This window comes from Mesorhizobium sp. WSM4848 (assembly GCF_055811375.1).
Map to the genome: position 1 here is coordinate 38,785 of NZ_JBVVPX010000034.1, position 19,069 is coordinate 57,853.

The following is a 19,069-nucleotide window of genomic DNA, read 5'->3' on the forward strand; positions in this document are numbered from 1 at the left end:
GCCCGCTGTGGGCGATCCGCCTGGCCGACTCCTAAACGGACCGGCTATGCGGCGCGCTCACCGGAATCTCGATCAACCAGGACGATCTCATTGTAGGTGTCGAGATCGACGAAGAACACTTTGGTGAGCTCCGCGATCAGTTCGTCGTGGTCGTATCCTTGCGATTTCAGAATATCGATGGCGGTCATGATGTCGACGCGCTCGGTAAGCCGTCGTTTCTGGTGGTCCTCGAGGTAACGTTCCATCGGCTGCCCTGGCCCAAGTGCCCCAAATGCGTTTGACAACGATCAGATCGCCGGAAGGGGACTGCTTGCACGGAACGTGCCGGCTGAGCCTGCGCCCTCGCCTTGATCTGTCGACGAGACTGATACGGAAAGCGGCCGACTCAACAAGGCCAAGTAAATCCTAGCATGCAATCTTCAGCGCGCCAGAGGCGTTCAGGAAAGACTGAGCAGCCCCTCGTGATTTCGTCATCCTTGGGCGCAGCGACGCGAAGCGGAGCGAAGACCCAAGGATCCATGCCGTAACTTCTGGGCGTCGCCACGGGGCAGAATCCAGGATGGGTGCGCCGGAGAACGGGGCTATCTTGACCGCTGCACTCCTTGGCTGACGGCACGGCATGGATCCTGGGGTCTGCGCCGCGTCGCTTCGCTCCTTGCTTCGCCCCAGGATGACGACGGGAGAGAGAGAGAGAGAGAGAGAGAGATGGTTCGGCTAATCTCGAGGGTCTGCGCTAAACGGTCAGGAACTTCCTCACATCCGCCCGGTCGAGATCCTCGGCCGGGCCGGTGTGGACGATCAAGCCGCGGTCCATGATGTTGACCTCGTCGGCCAGTTCCCGGCAGAAATCGAGATACTGTTCGACCAGCAGAACCGCGATATCTGCCTGGTCGCGCAGATAGCGGATGGCGCGGCCGATATCCTTGATGATCGACGGCTGGATGCCCTCGGTTGGCTCGTCGAGCACCAGCAGTTTCGGCCGCATTACCAGTGCCCTGCCAATGGCAAGCTGCTGCTGCTGGCCTCCGGACAGGTCGCCGCCGCGGCGCGCGAGCATCTGCTTCAGCACTGGGAACAATTCGAAGACGTGGCCGGGAATGTTGCGGTCGGCGCGCTTCAATGGCGCAAAGCCCGATTCGAGGTTTTCCCGCACGGTGAGCAGCGGGAAGATCTCCCTGCCCTGCGGCACGAATGCGATGCCCGACCGGGCGCGATCATACGCCGCGCTCCGGTCGAGCGCCTTCCCCTCGAAGGCAACGCTTCCGCTCGTCAGCCGGTGGTGGCCGACGATCGATCTCATCAAACTGGTTTTGCCGACGCCGTTGCGGCCGAGCACGCAGGTGATCTTGCCGGCGCCGGCCTTCAGCGAGACGCCACGCAGCGCCTGGGCGGCGCCATAGTGGAGCGTGGCGTTGGAGACTTCGAGCATGTCAGCGCCTTCTCCAGCGCCTGAAGAACGAAAGATCGAAATGATGGAACGGAACGCGCCAGACCATGATCATCTCCCCAGATAGACTTCGACGACACGTTCGTCGGCCGAAACGAAATCGAGCGAGCCTTCGGAAAGCACCGAGCCTTCGTGCAGGCAGGTGACCTTGACGCCGAGCTCGCGCACGAAATGCATGTCGTGCTCGATGACGATGACCGAGTGGTCGCGAGCAATATCCCTAAGCAGCCGCGCGGTCTCCTCGGTCTCGGCGTCGGTCATGCCGGCGACCGGTTCGTCGACCAAAAGCAGCTTCGGATCCTGCGCCAAAAGCATGCCGATCTCGAGCCATTGCTTCTGTCCGTGGCTGAGATTGGCGGCGAGCTCGTCGCGCTTGTCACCGAGCCGGATGATGCCGAGGATGTCGTCGATCTGCCGCGCCTCCGCCGCCGAGCGGCGATGGAACAGTGCCGGGAAGATCGAGCGTGGGCCCTTCAGCGCCAGCATCAGGTTGTCCTCGATCGTGTGGCTTTCGAAGACCGTCGGCTTCTGGAATTTCCTGCCGATGCCCATCATGGCGATCTCGGCCTCGTCATGTTTGGTCAGGTCGACCTGCCCGTCGAAGTAAACCTCGCCCGCGTCGGGGCGCGTCTTGCCGGTGACGATGTCCATCATCGTGGTCTTGCCGGCGCCGTTCGGACCGATGATCGCCCGCATCTCGCCCTTGTCGAGCACCAGCGACAAATTGTTGATGGCGCGAAAGCCGTCGAAGGAAACTGAGACGCCGTCGAGATAGAGGATGGTGTTGCTCTTCGACATCGCTCACTCCGCCGGCTGCGGTTCGGGGCCCGACGCGGACCAGTCGCCAGGCGTTCTCGCAGCCGAGCGAACGATCTTCGGCGGTGGCGGGACGGCAGGATCTGTGCCGGACTCCTCATTGATCGAGGCTGCGCGCAGCGCCCTGGCATTGCCGCGCCAGGAATCCCACATGCCGACAATGCCCTTTGGCAGGAACAGCGTGACGGCGACGAACAGTCCGCCCAGCGCAAACAGCCAGAACGCCGGCAGCACGCCGGTGAACCAGGATTTGCCGGCGTTGACAACGAGCGCGCCGATGATGGGCCCGACGAGGGTGCCGCGTCCGCCGACGGCCGCCCATACCACGACCTCGATCGAATTGGACGGCTCGAACTCGCCTGGATTGATGATGCCGACCTGCGGCACGTAGAGCGCGCCGGCAATGCCGGCCATGACAGCCGACACGGTGAAGGCGAACAGTTTGACGTTTTCCGCCCGCCAGCCGAGAAAGCGCGTGCGGCTCTCGGCGTCGCGCACCGCCATCAGCAGCTTGCCGTATTTGGAACCGACGATCGCCCAGGTGACGAAGACGGCGAGCGCCAGCATGACGGCGCTGGCCGCGAACAATGCCGAGCGCGTCGCATCGGCCTGCACGTTGTAGCCGAGAATATCCTTGAAGTCGGTCAGGCCGTTGTTGCCGCCGAAACCCATGTCGTTGCGGAAAAACGCAAGCAGCAGCGCATAGGTCATCGCCTGGGTGATGATCGACAGATAGACGCCGGTGACGCGGCTGCGGAAGGCGAACCAGCCGAAGACGAAGGCGAGCAGGCCGGGCACCGCAAGCACCATGATCGCGGCAAACCAGAAATGGTCGAAACCGTACCAGAACCACGGCAATTCCCCATAATTCAGGAACACCATGAAGTCCGGCAGCAGCGGATTGCCGTAGACGCCGCGCGAGCCGATCTGGCGCATCAGATACATGCCCATCGCATAGCCGCCGAGCGCGAAGAAAGCGCCGTGGCCGAGCGAAAGGATGCCGCAATAGCCCCAGACGAGATCGAGCGCCAAGGCGAGCAGCGCATAGCAGAGATACTTGCCGGTGAGCGCGACGACATAGGACGGCACGTAGAACGCACTCGTCGGCGAGACCGCAAGATTGAGCAGCGGCACGATGATGGCGACCGCCAAAAGGATGAAGATCGTGATGGCGATGCGGCGGTCGGCGCCGGCGGCGAAGAAGCGTCCCGTGATCATGCTTCCACCGACCTGCCCTTCAGCGCGAACAGGCCACGCGGGCGTTTCTGGATGAACAGGATGATGAGGACCAGCACGACGATCTTGCCGAGAACCGCCCCGGCATAGGGTTCGAGGAACTTGTTGACGATGCCGAGCGAGAAGGCGCCGACCAGCGTGCCCCAGAGATTGCCGACGCCGCCGAAGACGACGACCATGAAGCTGTCGATGATGTAGCCGCGGCCGAGATTGGGCGAGACATTGTCGATCTGGCTGAGCGCGACACCGGCGATGCCGGCAATGCCGGATCCCAAGGCAAAGGTCAGCGCGTCGACCCACGGCGTCCTGATGCCCATCGAAGCGGCCATGCGGCGATTGGCGGTGACGGCGCGCATCTGCAGGCCCCAGGGCGTGCGCTTCATCACATAAAGCAGCACCGCGAACACGCCGAGCGCGAATACCAGTATCCAGAGCCGGTTCCAGGTCACCGCAAGCTGGCCGATGCCGAACGAACCCGACATCCACGACGGATTGCCGACCTCCTGGTTGGTCGGCCCGAAGATAGTGCGCACGGCCTGCTGCAGGATGAGCGAGACGCCCCATGTCGCCAGCAGCGTCTCCAGCGGCCGGCCGTAGAGGAAACGGATCACGCCCCGCTCGATGACGAGGCCGACGAGCGCCGCGACCGAGAAGGCGAGCGGCAGCGCGATGACCAGCGACCAGTCGAACAGGCCGGGAAAGGAGTTTCTGATCACCTCCTGCACGACAAAGGTCGTGTAGGCGCCGAGCATGACCATTTCGCCATGCGCCATGTTGATGACGCCCATGACGCCAAAAGTGATGGCGAGGCCGATCGACGCCAGCAGCAGCACCGATCCGAGCGAAATGCCGTACCAGATGTTCTGGCCGGCATCCCACAGCGCCAGCGTCGAGTTGATGTTGGCGATCGCCGCGGTCGCCGCGTCCTTGACCGCGCCTTCGGAACTGGCCTCGACGGCAGTGAGCAGGGACAGCGCGTTGCGATCGCCGCGCCCGCCGATCAGCGCGACCGCCGCCAGTTTGTCGGTCTCCGGCCTGTCGGACACTAGAAATGATGCGGCGCGGGCCTGTTCGAGCAGCGCTTTGACGCTTGCCACGGTCTCGCTGGCGATTGCGGCATCGAGCGGCTCGATGTTTGTCGCGTCGGGCGTCTTGAACATGGTGTCGGCGGCGGCAATGCGCGCGGCCGGATCTTTTGCGCCGAGCGTCAGCGTGCCCAGCGCATCGCGGATGGCGCGGCGCAGCGTGTTGTTGACTTTGATCTTGGTAATCTCGCTTTTGGCCGCGTCGCCGGATTTTTCACCGCTCAGCGGGTCGAGCAGCTCAACGCTGCCGCCAGCTGCCTTGCCGATGAAAACCAGCGAATCGGCCTTGCGGACGTAGAGATCGCCCTCGGCAAGCGCGCCAAGCGGACGTTCGACGGCAGTATCACCGGTGGCGGCGAGCTCGCGCACGACAGCTTCGGTGGCCGAGAAATTAGAGGCAGTGGCAAATTTGGCGATGACGGCGCGCAGATCCGCTTCGGCAGCGTTCGACGGCGACAGCATTCCCAGGAGGAGCAGCAGCGTCAGGCCGATCGCGCGGGTGAGGATCATCGATTTCTGGCGGCTCTTGAGGGTTGAAACTTCGCGTCCGGGCGAGCTGGAGGAGAGAACGAGCTCGCCCGGACGCGTCGCGGTCCCGGTCGCGGAGAAATCCACGACCGTCAGACCCGGGAGGATCAGTTGGTTCCCTTGCCGCCGCACTTGCCGGTCGCGACATTGAAGTTGCCGCAGGACAGAGGCGCGCGCCAATCGGAGATCAGGTCCTTCGAATCGGCCAGATAGTCGGACCACTCGTCGCCCATCACCAAGCCAGACGTCTGCGAGACCGTCTCGAACTGGCCATCGGCCTGGATTTCGCCGATCAGCACCGGCTTGGTGATGTGATGGTTCGGCATCATCGTTGAATAGCCACCGGTCAGGTTCGGCACCGAGACGCCGATCACGGCGTCGATGACCTTGTCAGGATCGGTGGTGCCGGCCTTCTCGACCGCCTTCACCCACATGTTGAAACCGACATAGTGGGCTTCCATCGGGTCGTTGGTGGTGCGCTTGTCGTTCTTGATGAATTTGTGCCAGTCGGCGATGAACTTGGCGTTCTCGGGCGTATCGATGCTCTGAAAATAGTTCCAGGCGGCGAGATGACCGACGAGCGGTGCGGTGTCGAGACCGGCAAGCTCTTCCTCGCCGACCGAGAAGGCCATGACCGGGATGTCCTCGGCCTTGATGCCCTGGTTGCCAAGCTCCTTGTAGAACGGCACGTTGGCGTCGCCATTGACCGTCGAGACGACGGCGGTCTTCTTGCCGGCGGAACCGAACTTCTTGATCGCCGCGACCTCGGTCTGCCAATCGGAGAAGCCGAACGGCGTGTAGTTGACCATGATGTCTTCGGCGGCGACGCCCTTGGCTTTCAAATAGGCTTCGAGGATCTTGTTGGTGGTGCGCGGATAGACGTAGTCGGTGCCTTCAAGCACCCAGCGCTTCACCGAACCGCCGTCCTCGCTCATCAGATAGTCGACAGCCGGGATAGCCTGCTGGTTCGGCGCCGCACCGGTGTAGAACACGTTGCGCTCGCTCTCCTCGCCCTCATACTGGACGGGGTAGAACAGGATGTTGTCGAGCTCGCTGAACACCGGCAGCACCGATTTGCGCGACACCGAGGTCCAGCACCCGAACACCGCCGCGACCTTGTCCTTGGAGACCAGCTCGCGCGCCTTTTCGGCGAACAGCGGCCAATTCGAAGCCGGATCGACGACGACCGCTTCGAGTTTCTTGCCGAGCAGGCCGCCCTTTGCATTCTGCTCTTCGATGAGCATCAGCATGGCGTCCTTCAGCGTCGTCTCCGAAATCGCCATGGTCCCCGACAGCGAGTGGAGAATACCCACCTTGATCGTGTCGTCAGCCGCCCTGGCAGGAACGCTCATCAACAGGCCGGCCGTGACCGCGCCTGCCGAAAACATTTTTGTTATTGTCGAGAAACTGCCCCGCATATTTCAAAACTCCCTGACTGGTTGATCGCATCGCAAACAGACCATGCAACGGCTGTGCCAACCGCAGGAGCAAAATTGAGTGGATCTGGATTTCCTAGCCCTATCAGCCGGTTAATATATTAGCCGCCAAAGATAAGCGCCGCCGCCAGTGCTCTGCTTGAGAAAAAACTTCCCACTACAGCCTAATTTTTGATCGCTCGCGAATTAATGCATTAATTTTGAGCAAAACCGCGTCCAAGACCGCGAACCGTTGCAGCGCTGCGGGAAAATGGGGCAAGATCGATCTTCAAAAGAGCGACCGCATGACCTCCAGGATTTCTCGCATTTTCAGCACCATGCTTCTGGTTGCGGCAACCGGCAGCGCCCGCGCCGACTTCACCGATGGCAAATTGCCGGACGGTACCTATCACTGCGAAGTCTATCTGCTTGGCATGTTCCTCAGCCTTGGCGACATCACCGTCAAGGGCAATGTCTATAGCGGCCCGGTGAGCTTCGGAACCGCCCGGCAGGGCTACAACTATCAGATGAATGCAAATGGCGAGATCACCTGGTTGGGCCCGTTGGGCGGCTACACGACCGGCGGCAACTCGATCTCGCTCACGCAAGCCACCCTGGACGGTCAAACCAGCCCGTCCTTCGACATCATCATGAAGCAGCCTGACGGCGCCTTCACCGCCTCGACCTGCACGAAGCGTTGAACGGCCGACAAAAAGAGGCGCGAAACCTTGTGAGGCTCCGCGCCAGCAGCAGTCGGGAGGGTATGGCTAAATGCTTTTGGCCGACATTTGTCCGGCAATGTACTCGGCCTGACGGATCGCCAGCGACACGATCGTCAATGTCGGATTTTCAGCCCCGCCCGTGGTGAACTGGCTGCCATCCGACACGAACAGGTTCTTGATATCGTGCGCCTGGCCATGCTTGTTGACGACGCCGTCGGCCGCCTTCTCGCTCATCCGATTGGTGCCGAGATTGTGGGTCGACGGATAGGGTGGCGTCGGGAAGGTCCGCGTCGCCCCGACCGCCTCGTAGAGCGCCGAGCCCTGTTTGTAGGCGTGGTTGCGCATCGCCGCGTCGTTGGCATGGTCGTCGAAATGGACGTCCGCCACCGGCATGCCGTGCTCGTCCTTGATATCGGCATGCAGCGTGATGCGGTTTTCCTGGCGCGGCATGTCCTCGCCGACGATCCACATGCCGGCCATGTGGTCGTAGTGGTCGAGCGCCGTGGTGAAGGAACGCCCCCAGCCGCCGGGATTGAGGAAGGCGGCCATGAACGGCAGGCCGAGCGACAGCGTCTCGAGCTCGTAGCCGCCGACGAAGCCGCGCGAGGGATCGTTGCGGGCCTCATCGCGGATGATACCGGCCATGGTAGTGCCGCGATACATATGCACCGGCTTGTCGAAGATGCCGTAGACCGAGCCGGTGGTGTGGCGCATGTAGTTCTTGCCGACCTGCCCCGATGAATTGGCAAGGCCGTCGGGAAACTGGCTCGATGCCGAATTGAGCAGCAGCCGCGGGCTCTCGATCGAATTTCCGGCGACGGCGACGATGCGGGCCTTCTGTTCCCTCAGCATGCCGTCCTTGTCGGCATAGACGACGCCGGTTACCTTGCCTGACGCATCGTGGTTGATCTTGATGGCCATGGCATTCGGCCTGACCTCGAGATGGCCGGTCGCCTCGCCCTTGGGAATCTCGCTGTAGAGCGTCGACCATTTGGCGCCCCATTTGCAGCCCTGGAAGCAGAAGCCGGTCTGCTGGCAGGCATTGCGGTCGTCGCGCGGCTCGGAATTGATTGCCATCCGGCCGGTGTGGCACTCCTTGTAGCCGAGCTTGTCGGCGCCGGCCTTCATCACCTTGAAGTTGTTGTTGCCGGGAAGGCCCGGGATGTTGTTGGTGAGCGTCACGCCGAGCTTGTCTTCGGCCTTTGCGTAGTAGGGCTCCAACTCGGCAAGCGTGATCGGCCAGTCGAGCAGGTTCGCGCCTTCCAGTTTTCCGTAAGTCGAAAGCGTTTTGAATTCGTGCTCCTGGAAGCGCAGCGAGGCGCCCGCCCAGTGCGTGGTCGAGCCGCCGACCGCCTTGACGATCCATGCCGGCAGGTTGGGGAAATCCTTCGCCACCCGCCAGTCGCCCGAGGTCGTGCGCTTGTCCGTCCAGGCGAGTTGGGCGAATGAATCCCACTCGTCATTGATGAAATCCTCGTATTCGTGACGGGCGCCCGCCTCCAGGATGACGACATCGATGCCCTTCTGCGCAAGTTCATTGCCGAGCGTGCCGCCGCCGGCGCCCGAGCCGATGATGACGACCACGCCGTCGTTGTTGAGATCAAATGGTGCTGCCAAGGTTTCCTCCCATGATGTCTGTTGTGTGCGGTTGCGACGATGGGGGCTCAGAGCCACTCGATGTCGTCGAACCCGCGCGCCATGTAGCCGCCCTTGGAGTAGGATTCGCCTTCGTAGCCGAAGATCGGCCAGACCGCCTTCTGGTTGTAGAGGCCGACGACAAGCCCGCCGCGGACGGCCTGGAAGAACGGCGTGTCCTGGATATCTCTGAGCATCGCAACGCGCTGCTCCTCCCAGCCGAGACCGGTGTAGCCGCCCTTGCCCGATTTGAAGTCGAGATCGGCGATACCCTTTTCGATAAGGTCCTTGTGGGCAGGGTCCTTGCCGGCCTGCTCATCATGCGCCTTGACGGCGATCGCGTAATATTTGTCAGGCACTTGGTCGTGCGGGTAGATGTCACGCGCCAACTGGATCAGGGTCGCCATGGTTTCGGGCTTGAGCGCGGTTGTTTCGAGACCCCAGGCATGTTCCGGGCTGATGACGGCACTGCCTGAAATGACCAGCAGCGCGCCGACACCGCTGCGCTTCAGTAGCTCGCGGCGCGATAGCCCTGGCTTCGTTTCATGGACCGGCTTGCTCTCATAAATCGTGACCAATTGTTCCTCCCTTGCTTGCTATTTGCACCCGAAGGTGCCCTGGCTGGCGCCGCGCTGGCCGGCGCGGCCGTACTATCTCCTATTGGAACCGGCCCTGACGCTGCAGAACCTCGATCTTGTAGCCATCGGGATCCTCGATGAAGAAGAAGCGTGCGAGCAGCGCTCCGTCGCGGTTGAACTCGACGATCTTCTTCGGGTTCAGGCCAAGCGCGCCGAGCCGGTCATGTTCGCTGTCCAGATCGGCGACCGAAACCGCGAGGTGGCCGTAGCCGTCGCCGAGCGCATAAGGCTCCTGGCGGCCTTTGTTGACGGTGAGCTCGACTTCGAGCTCCGCCTCGGCATTGCTCAGATAGATGAGCGTAAAGGTTTCGAAATCGAGCCGTTCGGCGACGTCCAGTCCAAACGCTTTCCGGTAGAAGTCGACGGACCGGGCCTCGTCGAGAACCCGGATCATGGTGTGGATCGGCTTCGCCAAATGACACTCCGTGCGGTAAGCGCGAATGTGCGCGTCGTCGTATTATGCGCGGCTTGCAGCAAACGTGGTGGCAGCCGATTACCACGCGCTAATCTAACGACGGAGTGGGAACCGCTTAAGGACGAAAGTCCGATTGCTGTTTTCCGCTTTCCAGCTGAAGATAATTGGCCACGATAGGCACTGCCCAAAGGCGCGAATCACTGCTGATTGCGCCCAAAATCAATAAGAACGGCCAGACCAATAGGAACGGGAGGTAACGATGTGCAGGGTTTTTGCCGGGCAGGACCCGGAGGGCTACCGGCAGATCAACCGGTCGATCCGTATTGACGGGCATTCGACCAGCATTCAGCTCGAGGCGACGTTCTGGGAATTGCTCGACGAGATCGCCGACAGCCAGGGCCTGACGACGCCGAAATTCATCTCGAAGCTTTATGACGAGGCCATCGAGATCAATGGCCAGATTCCGAACTTCGCCTCGATGCTGCGCACGACCTGTGCTCTCTATCTGCGCGGCCATCGGCCCGGCATCGAAGAACACACGGCGCCGAAGCGGCAAGCAGCTTAAGTTTCGATCGCGACATCGAGCGCCAGCCGGGTCATATCGGTGAAGAGCGCCTGGCGTTCGGAATAGTCGGTCTGCTCGCCGGTCACCACATTGTCGACGACAGTCAGGACCGACAGGGCCCTGGCGCCGAAATGCGCGGCAATGCGATAGAGCGCACTGGTCTCCATGTCCACGGCCAGCGCGCCCTGTGCCTGCGCTTCGGCGAAGCGGTCGCGCCCCTTGGGATGATAGAATATGTCGCTGCAGATGGTCAGCCCGGCCTGATATTCGATGCCGATTTCGGCAGCCTGGGCCAGGGCTTGGGAAAACAGCTGCGGATCGGGTCCGGCATCAGCATCATAGAGCCCAAAAACCTGGCCGCTCGCGGCACTTTCACCCCGTACCGCTTGCGAGATCACCAAACTGCGCAGTTTAACCGCAGCAGTCAGGGCACCACAGGTACCGGTGCGGATCAGTGTCCTCACGCCATGGAAGTCCAGCAATTCATGCGCGTAGATCAGGAATGACGAGACGCCGATGCCGGTGGACTGGATGCTGACGGGCTTGCCGCGAAACAGCCCGGTAAAACCGAGGGCCTCCCTTCGACGGTTGACGCAGCGCGGCGCCTCGAGAAAGGTTTCCGCCATCCATTCGGCACGCTGCGGATCGCCCGGCAACAGAACTGTCGCCGCATAATCGCCCTTGCCTGCCTCGTTGTGCGGCGTCACGGCATGCTCCCCCAAAACCCGCCGCCTGTTCCCCCAATATCATGGCAGTCTCACGCCATTTCGCAAGTGCGAATTAGTGAGCCCTAAGATTCCAGCACGTCCTTGACGATCGTGGCCAGTTGCTTGAGCGAAAACGGCTTCGGCAGGAAACCGAAATGCGCGTCTGCCGGCAGGTTCTTGGCGAACGCGTCCTCCGCGTAGCCGGAAACGAAGACGAATTTGATGTCCGGCTGCCGCTTGCGCAATTCGCCAAGCAGCGTCGGCCCATCCATTTCCGGCATCACCACATCGGAAACGACAATGTCGACCTTGCCGCCGAGCGCCTCGAAGATTTCCAGCGCCTCGACGCCCGAGGACGCTTCGTGGACGGTGTAGCCGCGCGACGTCAGCGCCCGCATGCCGCCCATGCGCACGGCATCCTCGTCCTCGACGAGCAGTACCGTGGCCGAACCTGACAGGTCCTTGGCTGCGTCGGCGACCTTTGCCGGTGCAGCCGGCGCCTCGCCGGGCTCGCCTGCCGTTCTCGCCTCAGCAACGTAGCGCGGCAGGAAGATGCGGAACACCGATCCTTTGCCGACCTCGGAATCGCAGAAGATGAAGCCGCCTGTCTGCTTGATGATGCCATAGACCATCGACAGGCCGAGGCCGGTGCCCTTGCCGACCTCCTTGGTGGTGAAGAAGGGTTCGAAAATCTTCTTGAGCACTTCGGGGGCGATGCCGCTGCCGGTGTCTTCAACTTCGACCACCACATAATCGGCGGGCCCAAGTTCGCGGTAAGGAAGGCTCTTGCTCTCCTGTGTGGTCACGTTGCGGGTGCGCACGGTGAGCTCGCCGCCGTTCGGCATCGCATCGCGCGCATTGACCGCCAGATTGACCACCACCTGCTCAAACTGCCCGATGTCGACCTTCACCGGCCACAGATCGCGGCCATGATCGACCTTCAGCTTGATGTCGTTGCCGACCAGACGGGCCAGCAGCATCCGCAGATCGGCAAGCACGTCGGTCAGGTTGAGCACCTCCGGCCGCAGCGTCTGCTTGCGCGAGAAGGCCAGAAGCTGCCGCACCAGCGAGGCCGCCCGGTTGGCGTTCTGCTTGATGTTCATGATGTCGGGGAAGGACGGGTCCGACGGGCGGTGGTTGGTCAACAAGAGGTCCGACGCCATGATGATGGCGGTCAGCACATTGTTGAAGTCGTGTGCGATGCCGCCGGCAAGCTGGCCGACCGCCTGCATCTTCTGGCTTTGCGCCATCTGGCCCTCGAGCGCCTTCTGCTCGGTGGTCTCGACGGCGTAGACGATGGCCGATTCTTCGGCGCCCTCGCCGGTGCCGTCGGCAACCGCGTTGACGTAGAAGCGCATGTGCCGTTCTTCATTGCCGGGCAGCAGCGTATCGATCGGTTCGATATCGGCCTGCCGTTGTCGCGCTTTTTCGAACGCCGCTGCAAAGGCGGGGCGGTCGCGCTCATGGATCACCGTGTCCAGCCGCACGCGCCGATCGACCGCGTCCCCGTCGACGACGGAGGAAAACAGCGACAGGAAAGGCGCGTTGGTGCGCAGGATGCGTCCGCGGTTGTCGACAGCCGCTATTGCCATCGGCGTCGAATTGAAGAAGCGGGTGAAGCGGATCTCCGAGGCGCGCAGATCGGCGGAAGCGTCCTCGCCTTGCGTCCGGTTGAGCACGATGGTGCGCGTCGGCCCGTTGGCGCCCTCGCGGCTGGCCGAAACCCGATGCATGAAACGCACGGGCAGCGCCTCGCCCTTCACTGTCGTCAGATCGAGATCGATGACCGCATTGCGGGTGGTGCCGGGATCGGCCTTGACCGAGCGGACCAGTGCCATGCCGTCGCCGGCGACGATCTCCGGAAGCGTGACGGCACCAGGCGTGAAGCTCGTCAGGTCGATGCCCAGCCACTCCGCAAGCGTGGCGTTGATGTAGGTGACGCGGCCTTCCTGGTCGGCCGAAAAGAAGCCGGCAGGCGCATGGTCAAGATGGTCGATAGCCTCCTGCAGATCAAGGAAGAACCGCTCCTGCTCGGCCCGTTCTTTCGAGACGTCGGCGAGTTGCCAGGCGAGCAAGGGCAGCCGCTGGCCGGGGACGCTGAAGGCGCGGGCGCGGACACGGTACCAGCGCGAGCCCGGCTCAGCGCCGGGTCGAATGGATTGGGCAAGCCGAAACTCACCGTCGCCGGGCTGGCCGTCGCGCAGGCCGGAGGCGAGCCGGTATATGGTCACCGAGGCCTCGGGAACATCGGACAGCAACCCTTCGACGGTCTTTAGATCCGCCGCAGAAGCCGCGCCCGTCATGTCGGCATAGGCCCGATTGGCATAGACGACACGACCCTTGGTGTCGGTGACCAGAAGGCCTTGCGACATTGAATCGACGAAGGCTTTCGACAGCTCGTCACTCGTCGAGCGCGGTGCGATCTGCACGAAGCCGATGGCGGTGGCGAACAGGAAGCCGACACCGATCATCGCCAGCACGCCAAGCATTCCAAGCAGGAATGGATCGCCGAGACGTTCTCGGAAAAGGCCGAAAATGATCGCCGCTCCTGTCAGGACAACGATGAAGACGATGAGCCGGGTGACCGCGCCCGGTCGCGTGTTCTGGTCGACGATCGGTACCGGATAGAAATCGCCGCGCGCTTCCTTGGCCATGTGCCCCCTGCTCGTGAATTCCGGTACTTGCCCCTGCCCGGTTGAATCACATTCTCAGGGTCCGGAAAAGGCCTTGGCGGCAACTGTCCGCTAAAAATGACACCCGTTCGGCGCCTGGGTGCGGTGAATCCGAAATTCGCATCATCCTGGTCCAGCGCGGGGCGAATTTCGGATTCATCACACCAGCAACTTGCTGAAAAATCCAGTGTCGTGGGTTGAAGCGGGAACCCTGACGCCCGCAATTCGCAGAAACTTGAAATCCACCACATCGGTGTTTCAAGCTGTTCACGAAGCGCGAAACGTAACTTGCAGTCGCGTGCCGCAACAGTCTAGTGTCGCGGCTTCTTCGAAAGCTGATTTTGGGGGCACCAATGCTGCAGTGGCTGGATAGCGTGGCGGGTCCTGGTTATGCCGCGGCAATCCTGTGGACCTTTGTCGCGCTTGTCCTTGTGGTCATCGTTCTCATCATCATCAAGCTGGTCCGCAATCTGACTTTTGGAACATTCGTTGCCGGCGGCAGGAACCGCAAGACGCGGCTGGCGGTGATGGACGCCACCGCAGTCGACAGTCACCGACGGTTGGTGCTGGTGCGCCGCGACGATATCGAGCACCTGCTGCTGATCGGCGGCCCGACCGACGTCGTCGTCGAACGCGACATCAGGCTGTCGGCGCTGCGCCGTCCTGCACTGACCGGAGATGGTGGCGGCCATCAGCCGGCACCGCCGCCGCGCGCGCCGCAACCGGCTCCCGCGCCAGTGCGGCAAGCACCGTCTCCGCCGCCGGCAAGCACGGCCCCATCGCCTGTCCGGCCGCATCAGCCCCCACCGGCGCCGGCGCCGCGGCCAGCAGCTCAAAGCCCTCAATCGGCGACCATCACGCCATTGCCCGCCTACACCAATGCCGTTCGGTACGCGCCATCGCCGGCAAGACAGGATTCCCCGGCAAAAGAGGATTCCATTGACGATACGCTGATGAGGGAGCTCGAGGTCTCGTTTGATGACCCGCACCCGGCCAAGCCGGAGAGCAAGCCAGCGGTGAAAGCGCCGTCGTCTCTCGATGACGAGATGACGAAGCTTCTCGGCGAGTTGTCCAGCCAGAAGAAATAACCGGCCAACAGCCAACAAAAAAATGGCCGGAGACCGGCCATGACAAATTCGCTATTGGCTGCTTTTTAGACGCTTCGCCCGTTTAGACGCTTCGCCCGTGCTTCAGTCGTCGCGGTAGACCTTCTCGCGGCGTTCGTGGCGCTCCTGCGCCTCGATCGACAGGGTCGCGATCGGACGCGCATCGAGCCGCTTCAGCGCGATCGGCTCGCCGGTTTCCTCACAATAGCCGTAAGTGCCTTCATCGATGCGCTGAAGCGCTGAATCGATCTTTGAAATGAGTTTCCGCTGGCGATCTCGGGCGCGAAGTTCGATGGCGCGGTCGGTTTCCGAAGAGGCGCGATCGGCGAGATCGGGGTGGTTGGCGTTTTCCTGCTGTAGGATTTCGAGAGTTTCGCGCGCTTCGCGCAGTATGTCATTCTTCCAGGTGACGAGCTTCAGGCGAAAGTAGGATTTCTGCCGCTCGTTCATGAACGGCTCGTCTTCGGAGGGTACGTAATCGGCGGTAACGATGTCGTTCATTCGACTCACCCAGAAAGCCCCAAATTTGGCGCCTATATATTCACGGACCGAATGCTGCACAAGCGCAATCGACGAGAGATTCACGCAATTGTTAATCTCGGCCAAAATGCCATGGGCCGCATCATTCGCATGAAGGGCGCGACCGAATTCGTGTATGATTCGTTGGGTTTGTGGGGGCCGGCCATTGTGCGCAAGGCCTTTCTAATGACTAATCCCGCAGCGCCTTTTGACGAGTTTCGGTGTTTGGCACAAGCGAGGGACCGGTGAGCAAGCTTTATCTGCTGAGGCATGCGAAGGCCGGATGGGCCCTGCCGGGCATGCGCGATTTCGATCGTCCGCTCGACGCATCCGGCGTCGCCGACGCCGAAACGATGGGTGCGGTCATGCGGGCCTGCAACTACGTCCCGGACCTAACCCTTTGCTCGAATGCAAAGCGCGCGCGCCAAACGCTGGAAGGCCTGGCCGGTCACACCGATACGGGCCGGGTGCTGTTCCTGGAGACGCTCTACAGCGAGGATGCCGCCGGCTATCTCAACCTCATCCGCGGCAATGGCGGGCCAGGCTCGCTGCTCATCGTCGGCCACAACCCGATGACGGAAGATCTCACCATCGCGCTTTCGGGCGAAGGCGACGAGGCTGCAAGGGGAATGCTGAACCACGGCTTCCCGACCTCCGGCCTCGCGGTCGTCCGCTTTCCGGGCGGTCTTGCCAACGCCGCGCAAGGCACCGGCTATCTCGAAGCCTTCCTGACGCCGGCCGATATCTGACGCCATTTCAAACGTAACCGGCAGCGCCTATATCGGGGCGGACCGAAGCCCCGAGAGACCGCATTTTGGCATCATCGCTGACCACTTTCACCGACGAGGCGAAGATTGCCCTGGATACGCTTTCGGGGCGTGCTACCGGGCTTTTTTCGCCATCGCTGCGGCTGGGTGTTACCGGCCTCTCCCGCGCCGGCAAGACGGTGTTCATCTCAGCCTTTGTCCACAATCTGATCCATGGCGGGCGGTTGCCGCTGTTTGAGGCGCAGAAATCGGGACGTATCGCCCGTGCCTTCCTCGAAGAGCAACCCGATGACGCCGTGCCGCGATTCCAGTACGAGGACCACATCGCGGCCCTGGTCAACGACCGCCTGTGGCCGGATTCGACGCGTGCCATTTCCGAACTGAGGCTTACCATCGAATTTGAATCGGCCTCCGGCTGGAGCCGCATGTTCTCATCAGGCAGATTGTCGATCGATATCGTCGACTATCCTGGGGAATGGCTGCTTGACCTGCCGCTGCTCGGCAAATCCTACGCCGATTTCTCACGCGAAGCCTTTGACATGGCCGTGCTGCCGGTGCGCGCCGACCTTTCGCAGGAATGGCGCGCGCTCTCCGCCGCAATCGACCCGAATGCCGACGCCGACGAGATGACGGCGCGACGCCTCGCCGAGAGCTTCGCCGCATATCTCAAGGCATGCAAGCTCGACGAGCGGGCGCTTTCGACCCTGCCACCCGGCCGTTTCCTGATGCCCGGCGATCTTGAGGGCTCCCCGGCGCTGACCTTCGCGCCCTTGCCGGGCCTGAGCGAGCGGCGGGCGCGGTCCGGGTCGCTTCAGGCGATGATGGAGCGGCGCTACGAAGCCTACAGGACGCATGTCGTGAAGCCGTTCTTCCGGGAGCACATCACGCGCCTCGACCGTCAGATCGTCGTGATAGACGCCTTGCAGGCCTTGAATGCGGGGCCCGGCGCGATGGCCGATCTCGAACGTGCGGTGACCGAAATCCTCGCCTGTTTCCGCCCCGGCCGCGGCAATTTCCTGACCGACTTTTTTTCAAGGCGCATCGACCGCATATTGGTGGCGGCGACGAAGGCGGACCATCTGCACCACGAAAGCCACGACCGGCTGCAGGCGATCGTGCGGCGGCTCGCCGACCGCGCCGTGGCGCGGGCGAATTTCACTGGCGCCGATGTCGACGTGGTCGCCCTGGCGGCGGTGCGAGCGACCCGGGAAGGCACGGTCAAGCAAGGCCGTGAAACGCTGCCGGTCATCATCGGCACACCGTTGAAAGGTGAAAAGATCAACAGCGAAACATTTGATGGCAGAACAGAAACAGCCATATTTCCCGGTGACTTACCGGAGAAAATTGATGCAGTGTTCGATGTCTCTGGACGAGACCAGCGGCAGAACCCAGGCCATCGGCAAAGCCCAGGCCATCGGCAGGGCAGTGATGACCCGGCGATCCGCTTCGTGCGCTTTCGCCCGCCAAAGCTCGAACGCACCGCCGAAGGGGTCACGCTGTCGCTGCCGCATATCAGGCTCGACCGCGCCCTGCAGTTTTTAATCGGAGATCATCTGGCATGACCCCGACCCGCAAGCCGGCGGCATTTCGCATCGAGCCGGACGCCCCGCCAAAGCAACAGGCGGCCTTGCGCCAGCCCGACGCCGCTGCGGCCAGAAAGCCGCGCACCGTGAACGCTGACCTTGCCGTGGTCACGCCGGCGGAAATCGACGTTTTCGACGAGCCGGACATCATCGCCGCCGAACCGCCGCCGGCGACCGCGCCGCGGCAGCGCTCGATATCAGGCAGCCTGTTCTTCGGCGCATTGGGCGTTCTGGTTTCGCTGGCCCTCGGCCTTTGGACCGACCAGCTGATTCGCGATCTGTTCGCCCGTGCCGAATGGCTGGGTTGGCTGGCCGCCGGTATGGCCGTGATCGCGCTGCTCGCGCTTCTGGTCATCCTTGCCCGCGAGTTCCTGGCGATCGCCCGCCTCGCCGAGGTCGAAAAGCTGCAGAAGCGGGCGCTCGACGCCATCGCCCGCGACGATCCGAAAGCCGCTCGCGCCGTGGTCGACGAACTGTCGGCCTTTGTCGCGGCCAAGCCCGAAACTGCGGCCGGCAGACGCGCCCTGGCAGACTTGCGCGACGAGATCATCGACGGTGGCAATCTGGTGCGCCTGGCCGAGACCGAAATCCTCGGCCCCCTCGATGCGCGCGCCAAGGTGATGATCCTCGAAGCGGCAAAGCGTGTGTCACTGGTGACGGCGGTCAGCCCTCGCGCTCTGGTCGACGTCGCCTATGTCGTGTTCGAAGCCGGCCGGCTGATTCGCCGCCTGTCGGAGCTTTATGGTGGCCGGCCGGGCACGCTGGGGTTCTTCCGGCTGGCACGCAGCGTTCTCGCCCATCTGGCAGTGACCGGCTCGATTGCCGTCGGCGACAGTTTCGTGCAGCAGATCGTCGGCCATGGCCTTGCCGCCCGGCTCTCGGCAAAACTTGGCGAAGGCGTCGTCAACGGCATGATGACGGCGCGCATCGGCATTGCTGCGATGGAGACCGCAAGGCCACTGCCCTTCAGTGCCGCGAGGCGGCCCGGCATGGGCGATTTCCTGTCCGCGCTGACATCATTTGCAACCAAAAAACAGAAGGAAACATCCGCTTCCGACACGTGACAACCGTTTCCGACGCCGCACGTCCTAATGCATGTCGCGCAAAAGTGTGCAACGGTTTTGCGATGACGACATGTGTGGAAGCAACAACCTAAAGCGCGTCGCATCAGGCCGGCCGAACGCGACGCGCTTTAGTGGCGCGCAAAGGGAAG

18 protein-coding genes are annotated in these 19,069 nt (G+C 62.4%); 6 read left to right on the forward strand and 12 right to left on the reverse strand.

Features of this window, described 5'->3' with window-relative positions; genetic code table 11:
• Positions 1-44: 44 nt before the first annotated feature.
• The 6 genes from AC0L16_RS25875 to urtA all read right to left on the reverse strand — a co-directional run bounded on the left by AC0L16_RS25875 (position 45) and on the right by urtA (position 6,530).
• Positions 45-245: a hypothetical protein gene (locus tag AC0L16_RS25875; RefSeq protein WP_473624102.1), complete on the reverse strand. Its 201-nt coding sequence runs from the start codon at positions 243-245 to the stop codon at positions 45-47.
• 488 nt (positions 246-733) lie between these two features.
• On the reverse strand, positions 734-1,429 hold the full coding sequence (gene urtE / locus AC0L16_RS25880; RefSeq protein WP_023801155.1) for an urea ABC transporter ATP-binding subunit UrtE: 696 nt from the start codon (positions 1,427-1,429) through the stop codon (positions 734-736).
• Between the two features lie 69 nt (positions 1,430-1,498).
• Positions 1,499-2,245, reverse strand: coding sequence for an urea ABC transporter ATP-binding protein UrtD (gene urtD / locus AC0L16_RS25885; RefSeq protein ID WP_473624103.1), 747 nt, complete (start codon positions 2,243-2,245; stop codon positions 1,499-1,501).
• Between the two features lie 3 nt (positions 2,246-2,248).
• Positions 2,249-3,481 carry an urea ABC transporter permease subunit UrtC gene (urtC, locus tag AC0L16_RS25890; RefSeq protein ID WP_473624104.1) on the reverse strand — a complete coding sequence of 411 codons (1,233 nt, stop codon included), beginning with the start codon at positions 3,479-3,481 and terminating at the stop codon, positions 2,249-2,251.
• Entirely contained in the window at positions 3,478-5,094 is a 1,617-nt protein-coding gene (urtB, locus tag AC0L16_RS25895; RefSeq protein WP_473624106.1) for an urea ABC transporter permease subunit UrtB, read from the reverse strand. The genes urtC and urtB overlap by 4 nt, the downstream gene beginning before the upstream one ends.
• Before the next feature lie 125 nt (positions 5,095-5,219).
• On the reverse strand, positions 5,220-6,530 hold the full coding sequence (gene urtA, locus AC0L16_RS25900; protein ID WP_473624107.1) for an urea ABC transporter substrate-binding protein: 1,311 nt from the start codon (positions 6,528-6,530) through the stop codon (positions 5,220-5,222).
• A gap of 302 nt (positions 6,531-6,832) precedes the next feature.
• On the opposite strand from urtA, the gene AC0L16_RS25905 reads away from it, so the two are divergent.
• Complete coding sequence (locus AC0L16_RS25905; RefSeq protein WP_023801150.1) at positions 6,833-7,228, forward strand: hypothetical protein; 396 nt, start codon at positions 6,833-6,835, stop codon at positions 7,226-7,228.
• 66 nt (positions 7,229-7,294) lie between these two features.
• Here the strand turns inward: AC0L16_RS25905 and AC0L16_RS25910 are convergent, their stop codons facing one another.
• The 3 genes from AC0L16_RS25910 to AC0L16_RS25920 form a co-directional block, all read right to left on the reverse strand.
• The gene (locus tag AC0L16_RS25910) at positions 7,295-8,866 is read right to left on the reverse strand and encodes a GMC family oxidoreductase (RefSeq protein ID WP_473624109.1); all 1,572 of its coding nucleotides are present in this window, start codon (positions 8,864-8,866) and stop codon (positions 7,295-7,297) included.
• A 47-nt stretch (positions 8,867-8,913) separates the two neighbouring features.
• Positions 8,914-9,462, reverse strand: a complete 549-nt coding sequence (locus AC0L16_RS25915) for a gluconate 2-dehydrogenase subunit 3 family protein (RefSeq protein ID WP_473624110.1) — start codon at positions 9,460-9,462, stop codon at positions 8,914-8,916.
• Positions 9,463-9,541: 79 nt separating this feature from the next.
• Positions 9,542-9,937 (reverse strand): VOC family protein, encoded by a 396-nt coding sequence (locus AC0L16_RS25920; protein WP_473624111.1) that lies wholly within the window; start codon positions 9,935-9,937, stop codon positions 9,542-9,544.
• Between the two features lie 259 nt (positions 9,938-10,196).
• Here AC0L16_RS25920 and AC0L16_RS25925 point away from each other — a divergent pair, with 259 nt between their 5' ends.
• Positions 10,197-10,502: a ribbon-helix-helix domain-containing protein gene (locus AC0L16_RS25925; protein ID WP_473624113.1), complete on the forward strand. Its 306-nt coding sequence runs from the start codon at positions 10,197-10,199 to the stop codon at positions 10,500-10,502.
• On the opposite strand, the gene AC0L16_RS25930 is transcribed toward AC0L16_RS25925, so the two are convergent.
• Together AC0L16_RS25930 and cckA are read right to left on the reverse strand one after the other, a co-directional pair.
• The gene (locus AC0L16_RS25930) at positions 10,499-11,209 is read right to left on the reverse strand and encodes a purine-nucleoside phosphorylase (protein ID WP_473624114.1); all 711 of its coding nucleotides are present in this window, start codon (positions 11,207-11,209) and stop codon (positions 10,499-10,501) included. The two genes, AC0L16_RS25925 and AC0L16_RS25930, sit on opposite strands and share 4 nt — an antisense overlap.
• An 83-nt stretch (positions 11,210-11,292) precedes the next feature.
• Entirely contained in the window at positions 11,293-13,863 is a 2,571-nt protein-coding gene (gene cckA / locus AC0L16_RS25935) for a cell cycle histidine kinase CckA (RefSeq protein ID WP_473624116.1), read from the reverse strand.
• Between the two features lie 371 nt (positions 13,864-14,234).
• Between cckA and AC0L16_RS25940 the strand changes: the two genes are divergently transcribed.
• Positions 14,235-14,969 (forward strand): hypothetical protein, encoded by a 735-nt coding sequence (locus AC0L16_RS25940; RefSeq protein ID WP_473624117.1) that lies wholly within the window; start codon positions 14,235-14,237, stop codon positions 14,967-14,969.
• A gap of 102 nt (positions 14,970-15,071) precedes the next feature.
• On the opposite strand, the gene dksA is transcribed toward AC0L16_RS25940, so the two are convergent.
• Positions 15,072-15,488 carry an RNA polymerase-binding protein DksA gene (dksA, locus tag AC0L16_RS25945; protein WP_006202025.1) on the reverse strand — a complete coding sequence of 139 codons (417 nt, stop codon included), beginning with the start codon at positions 15,486-15,488 and terminating at the stop codon, positions 15,072-15,074.
• A 263-nt stretch (positions 15,489-15,751) separates the two neighbouring features.
• Between dksA and AC0L16_RS25950 the strand changes: the two genes are divergently transcribed.
• The 3 genes from AC0L16_RS25950 (at position 15,752) to AC0L16_RS25960 (ending at position 18,920) form a co-directional block, all read left to right on the forward strand.
• Positions 15,752-16,255 carry a SixA phosphatase family protein gene (locus AC0L16_RS25950; RefSeq protein ID WP_473624118.1) on the forward strand — a complete coding sequence of 168 codons (504 nt, stop codon included), beginning with the start codon at positions 15,752-15,754 and terminating at the stop codon, positions 16,253-16,255.
• 65 nt (positions 16,256-16,320) lie between these two features.
• Entirely contained in the window at positions 16,321-17,835 is a 1,515-nt protein-coding gene (locus AC0L16_RS25955; protein WP_473624119.1) for a YcjX family GTP-binding protein, read from the forward strand.
• Positions 17,832-18,920 carry a YcjF family protein gene (locus AC0L16_RS25960; RefSeq protein WP_473624120.1) on the forward strand — a complete coding sequence of 363 codons (1,089 nt, stop codon included), beginning with the start codon at positions 17,832-17,834 and terminating at the stop codon, positions 18,918-18,920. Before AC0L16_RS25955 ends, AC0L16_RS25960 begins: the two co-directional genes overlap by 4 nt.
• Positions 18,921-19,069 lie beyond the last annotated feature (149 nt).